The following is a 14,973-nucleotide window of genomic DNA, read 5'->3' as shown; positions in this document are numbered from 1 at the left end:
CGTGAATGTGATGAGCAGCTTCAGAGAATCCATTAAAAGGATCATAAGACTATCTAGGAAACCAACATGGGAGGAATACTCATTAACCATAAGAATATGCATACTAGGACTTCTGATACTCGGTGGATATGGATTCATAATACAGTTAATATCACTAGTTTTACAAGCATTACCAAGGTGAAAATATGGCGCCATACTACACTATTAGAACAACCGCTGGACAAGAAAACAATGTTGCATTACTAATAGAAGCAAGAGCAAAAGCTGCAGATATGGGGGTACTCTCAATAATAGTGCCAAAAGACATCAATGGATTCATATTCATAGAAGTAACTCATGCCACGAAAATAATGAATGCAATAAGTGGAATAAGACATGTAAAGGGGTGGATTCCAGGAGTTGTAAACATAGAGGAAATAGAGAAATTTCTAATTCAAAAACCACCACTAGAAGGATTAAATGTGGGAGATATCGTTGAGATAGTAAGTGGCCCATTCAGAGGTATGACTGGTAAAATAACAAAGATAAATGCGGAGAAAGAGGAAGTGACATTGGAATTATTGGAGGTAACGTATACATTGCCAATAACAATAAATGCTGATGCCGTAAGGAAAGCTTCAAAAACTTAAATTCATAGGAGGAGACAAACAGTATTTAAGAAAAGTATAATAGAGAGAGATTATTGGATAAACATTAGCAAAGTAAGTATGTGATGATGGGGAAGCTTATGAAGAGTACTAAAAGCTTTACATTCCTGGTTGAGGGGGGAAAAGCTACAGGAGGACCCCCCATAGGCCCATCCCTAGGACCTCTGGGAATAAATGTAATGCAAGTGGTAAATGAGATAAATGAGAAAACAAAGGAGTTTCTTGGGATGAGAGTTCCAGTCACGGTAACTGTAGATGTTGAAACAAAGAAGTTTTCCGTAGAAGTTGGAATACCAACAACAGCAGCCCTAATACTTAGAGAGATAAAAGCAGAGAAGGGGTCTGGAACACCACACGCAAATAAGGTTGGAAATTTAACAATACAACAGGCTATAAAAATAGCAAAAATAAAAAGGCCACAACTATTGGCAAAAACACTTAAAGCAGCTGTAAAGGAGATTTTAGGAACATGTGTGAGTATGGGAGTCACAGTGGAGGGGAAAGACCCACGAATCGTTCAAAAGGAAATAGATGAAGGGAAGTATGACAAAATATTTGAGGAGGCTGAAAGGTAAATGTCATCACTGGAAGATAAATTGAGAGATGCAATAGAAGAAGCAAAGAAGGAGTCTAAGAAAAGGAACTTCAAACAATCCGTAGAGCTAATAATAAATTTAAGAGATGTTGACTTAAAGAAGCCGGAAAACAGGATAAACGAAAAGGTCATACTTCCAAATCAAATAGGGAAGGAAATAAGCGTATGCGTTTTTGGAGATGGAGACTTTGCATCAAAAGCTAAAGAGGCAGGGGCAAAGGCAGTTATTAGCAGGGAAGCATTGGAAAAGCTGGCATCAAATAAAAAGGAATTAAAGAAGTTGGCTGAAAATTATGATGTATTCATAGCTAGAGCAGACTACATGCCGCTCATAGGCAGACACCTAGGACCTATACTGGGGCCTAGAAATAAAATGCCCGAACCAATACCACCCACAGGAGACATAGCCTCAGCAATAAGTAAAGCACAAAATACTATTTGGATTAGAACTAGAAATCAACCATTAATACAATGCATAATTGGCACAGAAGACATGCCAACAGAGAAACTTTTAGAAAATGCATTAACAGTGATATCAAAGATAAGAGAAAAGTTTAAAAGCTTAAGGAATATTGAGTCAATATACATTAAGACCACCATGGGAAAACCAGTAAAAATCACTGTGTGAAGTGATGAACAATGTTGAAAACCATTGAGAAGAAAATTCCGAAAAAAGTGAAGAAGCAAAAAGTCTTAGAAGAACTAATGGAACTAATGAAGTCCAATGAGATAATAGCCATAGCATCTCTAAAAGGGTTGAGAGCTCGTCAATTACAGGAAATACGTAAAATATTGAGAAACAATGGTATCTACTTGAAGGTAGCTAAAAACACTCTGTTCAAAAAAGCAATCGAAGAATGTTCAAATGATCTGAAGAACATAGAGGCTTTGGGGAAATACTTGTCAGAACAAAATGCATTCATATTTTCAAATGGAAACCCATTTGAACTTGCACTAATACTGGAAAAGAATAAGGTATATATGGAAGCAAAAGCAGGGGATATTGCACAAAATGACATAATAGTGCCAGCTGGAAATACTGGAATGACTCCTGGACCAATAATAAGTAAATTCAATGCATTAAAAATCCCAGTGAAAATTGAGGAAGGATCTATATGGATAACTAAAGATACCATAGTTGCCAAGAAGGGGGATATAATAAGCCCAGACTTAGCAGATATACTTAAAAGGTTGAATATAAAACCCATCGAGGTGAAGATGAGGATAAAAGCATTATACTTTAATGGAAGAATACTTGGAGAAGAAGAACTTAAACTAAATATCGAAGAATACCACCAAATGATAAAAGATGCCGTTAGAAACGCATACGTAATAGCCATAGACGCTGCACTCCCAATACCAGAAGTAATGGTTCAAGTAATAACTAAAGCTGCAAGAATTGCGAGGAAAATTGCAGCAGAAATCGCTACACCAGAACCGGGAATTATAAAGGAAACATTGGCAATCGCAAATAGTAGGGCATTAATGTTAGCTATGAAGCTCATGCAAATAAATCCAGAATTAAAAATTATTGAGGGAATAACAATGCCTGCAGCAGCCAGTGCAGCACCATCAGCTGAAGCAAAACCAAAGGAGGAAAAGAAGAAGGAAGAGAAGAAGGAGAAGGAGGAGGAAGAGATAGCAGAAGGACTAGCATCACTATTCGGATAAACAACTTTAAATATACGTTTTATAACTCTTTTAATCGCATATTGGAGGTGATTAGTATAGAATACGTATATGCAAGCCTCCTCTTACACTACGCTAAAAAGCCAATTGAAGAAAAGAGCTTAAGAAGGATACTAGAGGCAGCTGGCATTGAAGTGGATGATGTCAGATTGAAAGCTATGGTGGCAGCTTTAAAGGAAGTCAATATAGATGAAGCAATAAGTGCAGCCTCAACAATCACCCCAACAGTAGCAACAATGCCTGCAGCAGCCAGTGCAGCACCATCAGCTGAAGCAAAACCAAAGGAGGAAAAGAAGAAGGAAGAGAAGAAGGAGAAGGAGGAGGAAGAGATAGCAGAAGGACTAGCATCACTATTCGGATAAACAACTTTAATAAAATTTTAAGATTTAAGAGAATCATTTATCGAGTTTAGTTTACATAATGATGAAATCAACTTAATTGTCAAGTAGTTAATATATAATTGTTGAAACTTATCATTAATTTGTAGAGCATAATATAATGGATGGTGGAAAATGAATGAAAGGAAATGTTGATGAATATGCAATAGACTACTTTAAGAAAAATGGTTTTGAAAGGAAAATATGTAAAAAATGTGGAAATCCATTTTGGACCATAAACCATAGCAAAACAACTTGCGGGGAAGCACCATGTGAACCATATGATTTCTTGATAAATCCAATAATGAAGAAGTATAGTTCATTAGACGATTTGAGGAAGACATATTTAACATACTTTGAAAAAAATGGGCATACAATAATAGACCCATATCCAGTGGTGGCGAGATGGAGGGATGATATTTACTTAACTATTGCTAGCATAGCCGTATTTCAGCCACACATAACAAGTGGAGAAGCGGATCCACCTGCAAATCCACTGGTAATTTCACAACCATGTATAAGATTAGTTGACATTGACGATGTGGGAAAAAGCATGAAACATTTAACAATATTTGAAATGGCAGCCCACCATGCCTTCAACTATCCAAACAAGGAGATCTATTGGAAGGATAAAACCGTAGAACTATGCCACAACTTCCTAACGGAAATAATGAATGTAGATCCAATGAACATAACTTACAAGGAAAGCTGGTGGGAGGGAGGGGGGAATGCAGGTCCTTGTCTAGAGGTGTGCGTGGGAGGATTAGAGATAGCCACACTAGTATTCATGATGTATAAAGTGATAGATGACAAATATGAGTTAATGCCCATGCGAATAGTTGATACTGGATATGGACTTGAAAGGATATTATGGGAATCGCAAAGCAAACCAACTATATTCCATTCCATATACGATGAAATATTAAATGATGTTCTATCAAAGAGTGATATTGAAGATAAATCTGAGATGCTAAGGGAATATGTATATAAATCTTCAATGGGAGACAGACAAGACTATAAAACCTATGGAGAATACTTAAATATAATACAAGGGGTATTTGCATTACTAGACTATACCAAATGCTTAACATTCATGCTTGCAGACGGCCTTGTACCGTCAAACTCAGGGGGAGGATATCTGGCAAGACTCCTTATAAGAAGAGCCTTAAGATTAATCAACACAACGAAAATAAATCTTTCACTAAAAGATCTAATTAAACTTCAAATAAGGAAATGGGGAAAAACATACAGACACATAGCAGAAATGGAGGAGGAAATATATGACATGTTAAACGAGGAGGAGGAGAAGTATATTGCCACAATGAAACGTGGGGAAAGGATAATTCAAAACATAATAAATGAGGTAAAGAGGAAGGGTGCAAATACGATACCATCATCAAAACTCATAGAACTCTATGATTCCCAAGGGATACCGCCAGAAATGGTTCAAGAAGTTGCAAAGAAGAGTGATATTAAAGTAGAAGTGCCTGAGAACTTTTACTCAGAAGTGGTTAAAAGGCACTTAAAAGCATGTGGAAGTGGAGAAAAGAAGGAATTGAAAATAAGCATTGAAAAGTATCCTCCAACTAAAAGGATATATTATGATGACCCATATCAATTTGAATTTGAAGCAAAGGTCATAGGGATTGAAGGAAACAAAATAATACTAGATTCCACAGCATTCTATCCTGAAGGGGGAGGACAACCTTACGATCAAGGGGTAATAACATGGAATGGAGGAAATGCAAAGATAATAAATGTACAAAAGGTGGGGGATGTAATTCTACATGAAGTAGAAGGGGATAAACCGCCCTTAGGAGAAATTATACATGGATTTATAGATGTTGAAAGAAGATTAGCGTTGATGAGAAGCCATACAGCCACACATATACTGGTAGCTGCACTAATGAAAGTATTAGGAAAACACATTTGGCAAGCCGGAGCACAAAAAGACGTCTATAAAAATCGTTTAGATGTAACTCATCATAAACAGTTAAGCGATGAGGAAATAGAAAAGGTTGAAGAAATTGCCAACACCTACGTTTTAAAAAATGTTGATGTTAAAGTGTATGAAATGCCTAGAGCTGAAGCAGAAAGGAAATATGGAGTAAGAATCTATCAGGGGGGCGTAGTGCCTGGAAGGAATGTGAGGATAGTGGAAATAGAGGGAATAAACGTTCAAGCATGCGGAGGATTACATGTAAAAAGGACAGGGGAAGTGGGATTAATAAAGATATTAAAATGCAATAAAATTCAAGATGGAGTCCTGAGGCTTGAATTCACATGTGGACTATCATCACTAAAACATATACAAAACAAGGAGAAACTAATAAAAGAGGCTACAAAGATCTTAAATACACAAGAAGAACATCTAATTAAAAACATTGAAAAGCTAAAGGGTGAAAACGAAAAAGTGAAATTAGAATACAGACAGCTCTGGAAGAAACATATACAAGAAATTATATTGAAAAATATTATTCCCAATCCAATAGTATGCGACCATACAAAAATATTCATAACGAAATTCAATGACCTCACAAAAGAACAGATGATAGAAATTGGTGGGGAAATCCTAAAAATGGAGAAGGAGGCAATGGTTATAATATTAAATATGAATGCCAACCTCATTAATTATGTAGTAATGATGAATGAAGATTTAGTGGATAGAGGGTTAAATGCATCCATAATTGCGGAGAGGATATCAAAAATATTAGAAGGGAAGGGTGGGGGAGATAAAACCATAGCACAAGGATACGGCAAAAGAATAGATAGAATCGCCATGATAGAAGAGGAAGTGAAGAAATATATTAAAGAGTTGCAGAAAACTTAGTATTAAAGTAAACAGTAATTGATTAATTGAATATTAAAAAATATGATACCTATGAATCTAGAAATACTGAAGGAAGCAATAATAGATATGAGATACTTACTCAATAGAGGGTATAATCGAAAGACTGCAGCAGACTATGTAACATCAAGGTATAAGTTAAGTAAAGAAGAAAGAGCTATAATATTTAGAGCAGTATACCCAGATGAGCAAGCAAAGAGTAGATTAAAGAAGTTAATCAACATAGAGGAAGTTGCTGGAAATACACTTTTAATAGATGGGTTTAATAATATAATTACCATAGAAAACGCATTAAGAGGAGCAATACTAATAAAATGCGATGATGGACTAATACGTGATATATCATACACGTCTAGAAAGTTCAAAATGACACAATATACTGAAAAGGCAATAATGCTGATATTTGAAACATTAAGAATGTGCAGAGCAAAAGAATCGATATTCTTTTTTGATGAACAGATAAGCTTCAGCGGTGAAATAGCATCAAAAATAAGGCAAAAAATGAGGGAAGAAGGGGTAAATGGAGATGCAAGAACATCTAAAAGGAATGATACTGAAATCATATCAAAAGGTGGGATAATAGCATCAAGTGATTCATTAATAATGGAAAGAGCTAATAAAATATTCGATCTTGCTGGATATATAATAAACTCAAAATTTAAGGAAAGAATACTCGATATTACAATATTCAAATAGCGTGATATGTGAACAAGACACTGCTAAAATAATGCCAAAATCGAAATTTAATTGGATGCGGGCCCGCCGGGATTTGAACCCGGGACCCCTGGCTCCGAAGGCCAGTGCTCTATCCAAACTGAGCTACGGGCCCATCCACAATTACGATATCACAATAAATGTAACATCAAACACAACTCAATAATTATCATTACGAAAAATATTAATAAATATGCTCAATTTAATTCTAATGATAAACTCTAGCCCAGGTGGTGTAGCCCGGTCTAACATCCGAGCCTGTCGAGCTCGGGCCCCGGGTTCAAATCCCGGCCTGGGCGCCATTCAATACCGTCGTGAGAGAGTAATTTTTTAATATTCACATTAACATGAAATATTTGGGTTTAAAATTCAGTTGCAGTGGGCCCGTAGCTCAGCCAGGACAGAGCAGTGGGCTTTTAACCCATTGGTCGCGGGTTCAAATCCCGCCGGGCCCGCCAAATATTTAATGATGATATTGTATGAGGGAGTTAATCATTATTAGATGATGAAGTGATAAGTTTAACGCCTCACAATTTATTTAATTGATGAAAAAGCGAAATATTTATTGGTTAGTATTTACGCTTAACATTTTTGACTTAATATTTTAATGTTTGGTGATATGGGAATGAGTAAAAAGTTTTCCATTTTTGATCATGTTCTTGTGCCACAACACATACTATTAAGTAAGAAAGAAGCTGAAGAAGTTTTAAAACAACTCGGTGTAAAACCTCATCAACTACCATATATACGTGTTAGTGACCCGGCTGCAAGAGCTTTGGGGGCTAAGAGGGGGGATATAATAAAGATTATCAGGAAGAGTCCTACAGCAGGAACTACCATAGTGTATAGGTATGTGGTTCCAGGGTGAGTGGTATGGTTAAATTAAAAGATGAAGATAGATGGGCTTTAATGGAAGCATTCTTTAAAGAGAAAGGTCTTGTCAGACAGCACTTAGATTCATTCAATGATTTTGTAACTAGAGGGATTCAACAAATAGTGGATGAGCAAGGAGAGATTGAGACAAGCATACCTGGATTGAAGGTTAGATTAGGAGAAATAAAGATAGGGGAACCTACAGTTCTTGAGGCAGATGGTTCTGAAGATAAAATTTATCCCATGGATGCTAGGCTTAGAAATCTAACCTATGCGGCATCGATATATTTAACAATGATACCAGTTGAAGACAATATAGAGGGGGAAAGAGTAGAAGTTTTCATAGGAAGACTCCCAATAATGGTTAAATCCATCAAATGTAGATTAAACGGGTTAAGTAGGGAACAACTCATAGAGCAAGGGGAGGATCCAGACGACCCTGGAGGATACTTCATAATAAACGGTTCTGAGAGAGTACTCGTGGCGCAAGAAGACCTTGTGGCAAACAGGATACTGGTGGATGTGGGGAGAGCAGGCTCCTCCGCAACACACACCGCAAAAGTCTTCTCAACAGCTGCAGGATATAGGGTGCCAATAACGCTCATTAGGTTAAGGGATGGAACACTCCACGTATCATTCCCATCAGTTCCTGGTAGAATACCATTATGCATACTTATGAAGAGCCTTGGATTAAAGACGGATAAGGAAATAGTGGAAACAGTTTCAGATGACCCTGAAATACAGCAATTAATGATACCTTCACTAGACCAAGCTTCTGCAATAACAACCGTTGAAGACGCTTTAGATTACATTGGAAATCGTGTTGCAATAGGGCAAACTAGAGAGTACCGTATTCAGAGAGCACAACAAATACTTGATAAATATTTCCTTCCACACCTAGGGACAGATGCCAGAAGTAGGAAGAAAAAGGCATTATTCTTAGGGCAAATGGCTGAAAAGCTACTTGAACTGGTGTTAGGTAGACGAAAACCAGATGATAAAGACCATTACGCAAATAAAAGACTAAAACTTGCCGGAGACTTATTAATGAGCCTATTTAGAGTGGCATTTAAGAATCTATGTAGAGATATAAGATATCAGCTTGAACGCGCAAAAAGCAGAGGGAGAAGAATAAACATAGTGAATTTAGTGAGAGCAGACATAATCACGGAGAGACTAAGACATGCCATAGCAACTGGTAATTGGGTTGGAGGAAAGGTGGGTGTAAGCCAGCTTCTAGATAGAACAAACTATATGTCAACACTAAGCCATCTTAGAAGGGTCGTTTCACCATTAAGCAGAAGTCAACCACACTTCGAAGCGAGGGATCTACACTCAACACACTGGGGTAGACTATGTCCAACAGAAACCCCTGAAGGCCCCAACTGTGGCCTCGTAAAGAATTTAGCATTAATGGCAATAGTGTCTGTGGGCACAGATGAAGAGAGCATAGAGAGAAAGCTCATCCACCAACTTGGAGTCATACCCATAGAGGTAGCGAAACGGGAAAAGATAGCTGGGGCAAAAGTATTCTTAAATGGATGCCTAATAGGGGTTCATCCAAACCCAGAAGCTCTATGCACAGAATTTAGAAAACTCCGCAGACTTGGAAAAATACACTATGAAGTAAACATCGCACATTACAAGGACGAATACATAAATGAAGTTTATGTAAATTGCGATGCTGGAAGAGTTCTACGCCCACTATTCGTAGTTGAAAATGGAGAAGTGACCATCACAGAAGAAGTGATCAATAAAGTGAAGAGAGGGGAACTTTCATGGAGTGACGTTGTGAAAAACGGATATATTGAATATCTGGATGCAGAAGAAGAGGAAAACGCATACATAGCAGTAAAAGAAGAAGAATTAACTAAAGAGCATACACACCTAGAAATAGCACCGCCAACAATATTGGGAATATGTGCATCCATAATACCCTACGCTGAACATAATCAATCTCCAAGGAATTCATATGAAGCAGCCATGGCAAAACAAGCCTTAGGACTATATGCAATAAACGAACATATAAGAATGGATTCAAGAGCACATCTACTACACTACATCCAAAAACCAATAGTAACAACAAAGCCCAGTAAGATAGTTAAATATGAAGAACGCCCCGCAGGACAAAACCTAATAGTTGCAGTCTTAACATACTCAGGATACAACATCGAAGACGCAATTATAATAAACAAATCATCCGTGGAAAGAGGCCTAGGGCACTCAACATTCTTCAGATGCTATGAAGTGGAGGAGAAGAGGTATCCCGGGGGAGAAGTTGACAGAATAGAAGTCCCAGATCCATCTGTAAGAGGGTATAGAGTGGCCGACGCATATAAACTACTGGACGAAGATGGAATAATAGAACCAGAAGTGGAAGTGAAAGGTGAAGTAGTGCTAGTTGGAAGAACGAGCCCACCAAGATTCTTAGAAGAACCAACTGGAATAAGAGTTGAAGAACGTACAAGGAGAGAAACCTCCCTCACACTAACACATGGAGAAAGTGGGATTGTTGATAAAGTTTTACTAACGAAAACCTCTGAAGGTGATAGATTAGTTAAAGTTAGGGTAAGGGAGATGAGGATACCTGAAATAGGAGACAAATTTGCATCAAGACATGGCCAGAAGGGGGTAATAGGTATTTTAATTCCACAAGAAGATATGCCATTCACAGAAGATGGAATAGTTCCAGATCTAATAATAAACCCACATGCATTCCCATCAAGAATGACATTAGGACAATTACTGGAGAGCATAGCGGGAAAAGTTGGAGCACTTGCAGGAAGATATGTTGATGGAACACCATTCGAAGGTGAAAAGGAGGAGGATATAAAGGAAGAGTTGAAGAGACTTGGATTTAAATCAAATGGATGTGAAATAATGTATGATGGAAGAACAGGGCAAATGTTACAAGCAGAAGTATTTATAGGGGTCGTATATTATCAGAAACTACACCACATGGTTGCAGACAAAATACATGCACGTGCAAGAGGACCTGTACAAATACTAACCAGACAACCAACGGAAGGAAGGGCTAGGGAAGGGGGGCTGAGATTTGGAGAAATGGAGAGAGACTGCTTAATAAGTCATGGAGCATCAATGCTATTAAAGGAGAGATTACTAGAAGAATCTGACAAAACAACAGTATATGTGTGTGAAAGATGTGGGACTATAGCATATTATGATGCAAATAGGAGAGAATACGTTTGCAGGATTTGTGGAGATAAGGCAAAAATCTCACCAGTAATAATGTCATATGCATTTAAACTACTCTTACAAGAATTAATGAGTTTGACAATTATGCCAAAAATAATCTTGGAGGAGATGTAATATGGAAAGCGTAGTTGAAACGTATAAAAAGATAAAATCATTACAATTTGGATTACTATCACCAGACGTTATTAGGAAAATGTCAGTTGCCATAATATCCACACCAGACACTTACGATGAAGATGGATGGCCCATAGATGGAGGATTAATGGATAGAAGACTTGGAACCATAGAGCCAAGTCAGAAATGTGCCACATGTGGCAATAGAATGGGAGAATGCCCAGGACACTTTGGACATATAGAATTGGCGAGACCAGTAATACATGTTGGATTCGCAAAAATAATACATCAATTGTTAAGAGCAACATGTAGAAGATGTGGCAGAATACTCTTAACACAAGAGGAGATAAACAATTATAAAAGGATAATCAATGAATACTCAAAACGCTGGCCTGAATTGCTAGATGACCTCTATAGAAAGATACTTTCCAAATGCCTCAAGGCGAAGGAATGCCCACATTGCAATGAAGTACAATACAAGATAAAACTGGAAAAGCCAACAACATACTATGAAGAAACGAAAGAGGGAGTAGTGAGATTATCCCCAATAGAGGTAAGAGCAAGACTTGAAAGAATACCAGATGAAGATCTAACCCTACTGGGAATAGACCCAAAGAATGCAAGACCAGAATGGATGGTATTAACAGTGCTACCAGTTCCACCAATAGCTGTAAGACCATCAATAACACTGGAATCTGGAGTTAGATCAGAAGACGATTTAACACATAAATTAGTGGATATTGTACGTATAAATGAACGTTTAAAAGAAAACATAGATGCAGGAGCCCCGCAACTGATAATCGAAGATTTATGGGAATTGCTACAGTATCATGTGAACACATACTTTGATAATGAAGTGTCAGGTATACCTCCAGCACGCCACAGATCCGGAAGACCTCTGAGAACACTAACCCAGAGATTGAAGGGGAAGGAAGGAAGATTTAGAAGTAACCTATCTGGAAAGAGAGTAGACTTTTCAGCTAGAACCGTAATATCACCAGATCCAAACATAAGTATAAATGAAGTTGGTGTACCAGAAGAGGTGGCAAAAATACTAACAATACCAGAAAGAGTTACCCCCTGGAATATTGAAGAGTTAAGGAAACTTGTTTTAAATGGACCCTTCAAGCATCCTGGAGCAAATTACATAATTAGACCAGATGGTAGAAGAATAGATTTGAGATATCCGAAGGATTTAAGCGCCATAGCAAACAATCTGGCACCAGGATACATAGTTGAAAGACACATTAGAGATGGAGATATAGTGATATTCAATCGCCAACCATCTCTACATAGAATGTCGATAATGGCCCATAGGGTAAAAGTTTTGCCATACAAGACGTTTAGGTTAAATCTATGCGTGTGCCCACCATACAATGCAGATTTTGATGGAGACGAAATGAACCTACACGTACCACAGAGCGAAGAAGCAAGAGCTGAAGCAGCAATACTCATGCTAGTACAAGAACAGATACTATCACCAAGATACGGGGGCCCAATCATGGGTGCACTGCAAGACTACATAACGGGAGCGTACATGTTAACAAGGAGAGAAACTTTGCTAAATAAAGAAGAAGTCTGCAAACTACTATATGCTGCAGGATACGATGGCCCACTACCCCCACCAATAATTAAAGAACCAAAGGAAATGTGGTCTGGAAAACAAATTGTAAGCCTATTCTTACCCCCAGACTTAAACTTTGAAAAGAAGGCAAACATATGCAATAAGTGTGATGAATGTAAGAAGGAGAAATGTCCATACGATGCATATGTAGTTATAAGGAATGGAAAATTAATTTCAGGAGTTTTTGATAAAAAGATAATAGGTGCAGGACAACCGGAAAGCTTACTTCATGAAATCATCAAAAGATATGGTTCAGAAGCCGCTAAAAAGTTCATGGACCAAGTTTTCAAACTCTTCCTAGCATACATAGATATGCATGGATTCACCATAAAGCTTGATGATCAAAGCATACCAATTGAAGCTAGAGAAACCATAAAGAGTGTACTTAAAAAGGCTGAGGAAGAATCGAAGGAGATTATAAGGGCATACAAGGAGGGAGAGTTACAGAGACTGCCAGGAAGAACACTTGAAGAGACATTCGAAATGAAAATGATGGAAGTATTAAGTAATGCAAGAGATACTGCTGGGAAAATAGCTGCAGAATATCTAGGTTTAAACAATAGTGCCGTAATAATGGCGAAAACGGGTGCTAGAGGGAACATACTTAACCTAACACAAATGGCAGCCGTCATAGGACAACAATCAGTAAGAGGCGAAAGGATATCACGCGGATATAACAATAGGACACTACCACACTTCAAATGGGGGGATATGGGTGCAGCTGCAAAGGGATTTGTTTACAACTCCTATAAAACAGGATTAAACCCACTGGAATTCTTCTTCCACAGCATGGGTGGAAGAGAGGGACTTGTGGACACAGCAGTAAGAACATCGCAAAGCGGGTATATGCAGAGGAGACTTATGAATGCACTACAAGATCTAAAAGTAGAATATGATGGAACTGTAAGAAATGCAAGTGGGAAGATAATTCAATTCACATATGGAGAAGATGGGGTGCACCCAGCAAAAAGCTATCATGGTAAAGCTGTAGACATTGACAAAATAATAAAAGAAGTTTTAATGGAGGGGAGTTAAATGGAAGCATTAACTAAAGAAGAAATATTTAAAGAGATAGATAAATTAAGCAACATACTTCCAGTATCAATAATTGAAGAATTAAAAGTAAAGCTTCAAAACATCAAACTCACAAAGGAAACTTTAAAAAAGATATTAGATAGGGTTGTAAACGAATATCTCAATTCACTTGTAGAACCAGGAGAACCCGTAGGGGCAGTGGCAGCACAATCCGTAGGTGAACCAAGCACACAAATGACCCTCAGAACATTCCACTATGCAGGAGTCAGAGAATTCAATGTAACATTAGGATTACCAAGATTAATAGAAGTATTAGATGCCAGAAGAAACCCATCAACACCAATGATGACAATATACCTAGATGAAGAACACAAGTATGATGAAGAGAAAGCAAAGGAAGTAGCGAGAATGATAGAAACGACATACATTGAAAACATCATAAAGAATGTTGAAATAGATTTTGTATCTGCATCAATAACATTATTAATGGATTTAGAAGTAATGAGAGACAAAGGGATAGACATGGAAAACGTAGTCAACGTCATTGAAAAAATGAATATAGGAGAAGTAGAGGTGCAAGGAGAAGACAAGATAATCATACATACGAACATATATGAAATAAATAGGTTACAGAAGATAAAGAATAGGATAATGAGTACAAAGGTAAAGGGAGTAAAAGGGATAAATCGTGTAATAGTGAGAAAAGAAAAGAACGAATATGTGCTATACACTGAAGGATCAAATTTAGCTGCAGTACTTAGGATAAAGGGGGTGGACGCAACTAGAGTTTACACAAACAATATACATGAAATAGAAGAAGTCTTGGGGATAGAGGCTGCGAGAAATGCCATAATAAAGGAAGCTATGGGAGTTTTAGAGGAACAAGGGTTAGATGTTGATATAAGACATGTAATGTTAATAGCAGACATGATGACTGCAGATGGAACAATTAAACAAATAGGTAGACATGGCGTAAGTGGAGAAAAACCAAGCGTATTAGCAAGAGCAGCATTCGAAGTAACAATTAACCATCTACTTGAGGCAAGTGTACGCGGTGAAAAAGACGAACTACTTGGAGTCACGGAAAACGTAATAGTTGGACAAATAGTACCAGTAGGTACTGGGATAGTTCAAATGCTTATGACTATGAGAAGTGCAAAAAATGAAGGGAAAAATTAAATTAACCCTTATGCATTTTAAATATGAAGTCAAAAGTGAACTTGAAGTGCTTGGACGTGAGA

Annotated in this window: 12 protein-coding genes and 3 tRNA genes; 14 read left to right on the top strand and 1 reads right to left on the bottom strand. The window is 37.6% G+C overall.

What is annotated here, in order from left to right:
• The first annotated feature begins 10 nt into the window (after window positions 1-10).
• From MRT15_RS00390 to MRT15_RS00355, 8 genes are all read left to right on the top strand, one after another.
• A complete protein-coding gene (locus MRT15_RS00390; RefSeq protein ID WP_304326896.1) occupies window positions 11-181 on the top strand; it encodes a protein translocase SEC61 complex subunit gamma in 171 nt (56 codons plus the stop codon).
• 4 nt (window positions 182-185) lie between these two features.
• Window positions 186-629 carry a transcription elongation factor Spt5 gene (locus MRT15_RS00385; RefSeq protein ID WP_304326895.1) on the top strand — a complete coding sequence of 148 codons (444 nt, stop codon included), beginning with the start codon at window positions 186-188 and terminating at the stop codon, window positions 627-629.
• Between the two features lie 98 nt (window positions 630-727).
• Entirely contained in the window at window positions 728-1,222 is a 495-nt protein-coding gene (locus tag MRT15_RS00380) for a 50S ribosomal protein L11 (protein WP_304326894.1), read from the top strand.
• Window positions 1,223-1,870: a 50S ribosomal protein L1 gene (locus MRT15_RS00375; protein ID WP_304326893.1), complete on the top strand. Its 648-nt coding sequence runs from the start codon at window positions 1,223-1,225 to the stop codon at window positions 1,868-1,870.
• Between the two features lie 11 nt (window positions 1,871-1,881).
• Entirely contained in the window at window positions 1,882-2,913 is a 1,032-nt protein-coding gene (gene rplJ / locus MRT15_RS00370) for a 50S ribosomal protein L10 (protein WP_304326892.1), read from the top strand.
• A 56-nt stretch (window positions 2,914-2,969) separates the two neighbouring features.
• Window positions 2,970-3,293 carry a 50S ribosomal protein P1 gene (rpl12p, locus tag MRT15_RS00365; RefSeq protein WP_369684923.1) on the top strand — a complete coding sequence of 108 codons (324 nt, stop codon included), beginning with the start codon at window positions 2,970-2,972 and terminating at the stop codon, window positions 3,291-3,293.
• 154 nt (window positions 3,294-3,447) lie between these two features.
• Entirely contained in the window at window positions 3,448-6,138 is a 2,691-nt protein-coding gene (gene alaS, locus MRT15_RS00360; RefSeq protein WP_304326890.1) for an alanine--tRNA ligase, read from the top strand.
• A 51-nt stretch (window positions 6,139-6,189) separates the two neighbouring features.
• Complete coding sequence (locus MRT15_RS00355) at window positions 6,190-6,852, top strand: DUF434 domain-containing protein (protein WP_304326889.1); 663 nt, start codon at window positions 6,190-6,192, stop codon at window positions 6,850-6,852.
• A 58-nt stretch (window positions 6,853-6,910) separates the two neighbouring features.
• On the opposite strand, the gene MRT15_RS00350 is transcribed toward MRT15_RS00355, so the two are convergent.
• A tRNA-Arg gene (locus tag MRT15_RS00350) sits at window positions 6,911-6,985 on the bottom strand.
• Window positions 6,986-7,094: 109 nt separating this feature from the next.
• Here MRT15_RS00350 and MRT15_RS00345 point away from each other — a divergent pair.
• From MRT15_RS00345 to rpoA2, 6 genes are all read left to right on the top strand, one after another.
• A tRNA-Asp gene (locus tag MRT15_RS00345) sits at window positions 7,095-7,172 on the top strand.
• A 78-nt stretch (window positions 7,173-7,250) separates the two neighbouring features.
• Window positions 7,251-7,328, top strand: a tRNA-Lys gene (locus tag MRT15_RS00340).
• Window positions 7,329-7,495: 167 nt separating this feature from the next.
• Window positions 7,496-7,738 (top strand): DNA-directed RNA polymerase subunit H, encoded by a 243-nt coding sequence (locus MRT15_RS00335; RefSeq protein WP_304326888.1) that lies wholly within the window; start codon window positions 7,496-7,498, stop codon window positions 7,736-7,738.
• A 5-nt stretch (window positions 7,739-7,743) separates the two neighbouring features.
• The gene (locus tag MRT15_RS00330; RefSeq protein WP_304326887.1) at window positions 7,744-11,073 is read left to right on the top strand and encodes a DNA-directed RNA polymerase subunit B; all 3,330 of its coding nucleotides are present in this window, start codon (window positions 7,744-7,746) and stop codon (window positions 11,071-11,073) included.
• 1 nt (window position 11,074) lies between these two features.
• Window positions 11,075-13,732 carry a DNA-directed RNA polymerase subunit A' gene (locus tag MRT15_RS00325; protein WP_304326886.1) on the top strand — a complete coding sequence of 886 codons (2,658 nt, stop codon included), beginning with the start codon at window positions 11,075-11,077 and terminating at the stop codon, window positions 13,730-13,732.
• Window positions 13,733-14,911 carry a DNA-directed RNA polymerase subunit A'' gene (gene rpoA2, locus MRT15_RS00320; protein ID WP_304326885.1) on the top strand — a complete coding sequence of 393 codons (1,179 nt, stop codon included), beginning with the start codon at window positions 13,733-13,735 and terminating at the stop codon, window positions 14,909-14,911. It abuts the gene before it with no gap.
• The last annotated feature ends 62 nt before the right edge of the window (window positions 14,912-14,973 follow it).

Source organism: Candidatus Culexarchaeum yellowstonense (assembly GCF_024707025.1).
Classification (GTDB): Archaea; Thermoproteota; Methanomethylicia; order Culexarchaeales; family Culexarchaeaceae; genus Culexarchaeum.
This window is presented reverse-complemented; position numbering and strand designations above follow the sequence as displayed.

Coding starts and splice junctions, on each gene's coding strand:
- MRT15_RS00390 (WP_304326896.1), top strand. CDS start 11: ATGAGCAGCTTCAGAGAATCCATTAAAAGGATCATAAGACTATCTAGG.
- MRT15_RS00385 (WP_304326895.1), top strand. CDS start 186: ATGGCGCCATACTACACTATTAGAACAACCGCTGGACAAGAAAACAAT.
- MRT15_RS00380 (WP_304326894.1), top strand. CDS start 728: ATGAAGAGTACTAAAAGCTTTACATTCCTGGTTGAGGGGGGAAAAGCT.
- MRT15_RS00375 (WP_304326893.1), top strand. CDS start 1,223: ATGTCATCACTGGAAGATAAATTGAGAGATGCAATAGAAGAAGCAAAG.
- rplJ (WP_304326892.1), top strand. CDS start 1,882: ATGTTGAAAACCATTGAGAAGAAAATTCCGAAAAAAGTGAAGAAGCAA.
- alaS (WP_304326890.1), top strand. CDS start 3,448: ATGAAAGGAAATGTTGATGAATATGCAATAGACTACTTTAAGAAAAAT.
- MRT15_RS00355 (WP_304326889.1), top strand. CDS start 6,190: ATGAATCTAGAAATACTGAAGGAAGCAATAATAGATATGAGATACTTA.
- MRT15_RS00335 (WP_304326888.1), top strand. CDS start 7,496: ATGAGTAAAAAGTTTTCCATTTTTGATCATGTTCTTGTGCCACAACAC.
- MRT15_RS00330 (WP_304326887.1), top strand. CDS start 7,744: ATGGTTAAATTAAAAGATGAAGATAGATGGGCTTTAATGGAAGCATTC.
- MRT15_RS00325 (WP_304326886.1), top strand. CDS start 11,075: ATGGAAAGCGTAGTTGAAACGTATAAAAAGATAAAATCATTACAATTT.
- rpoA2 (WP_304326885.1), top strand. CDS start 13,733: ATGGAAGCATTAACTAAAGAAGAAATATTTAAAGAGATAGATAAATTA.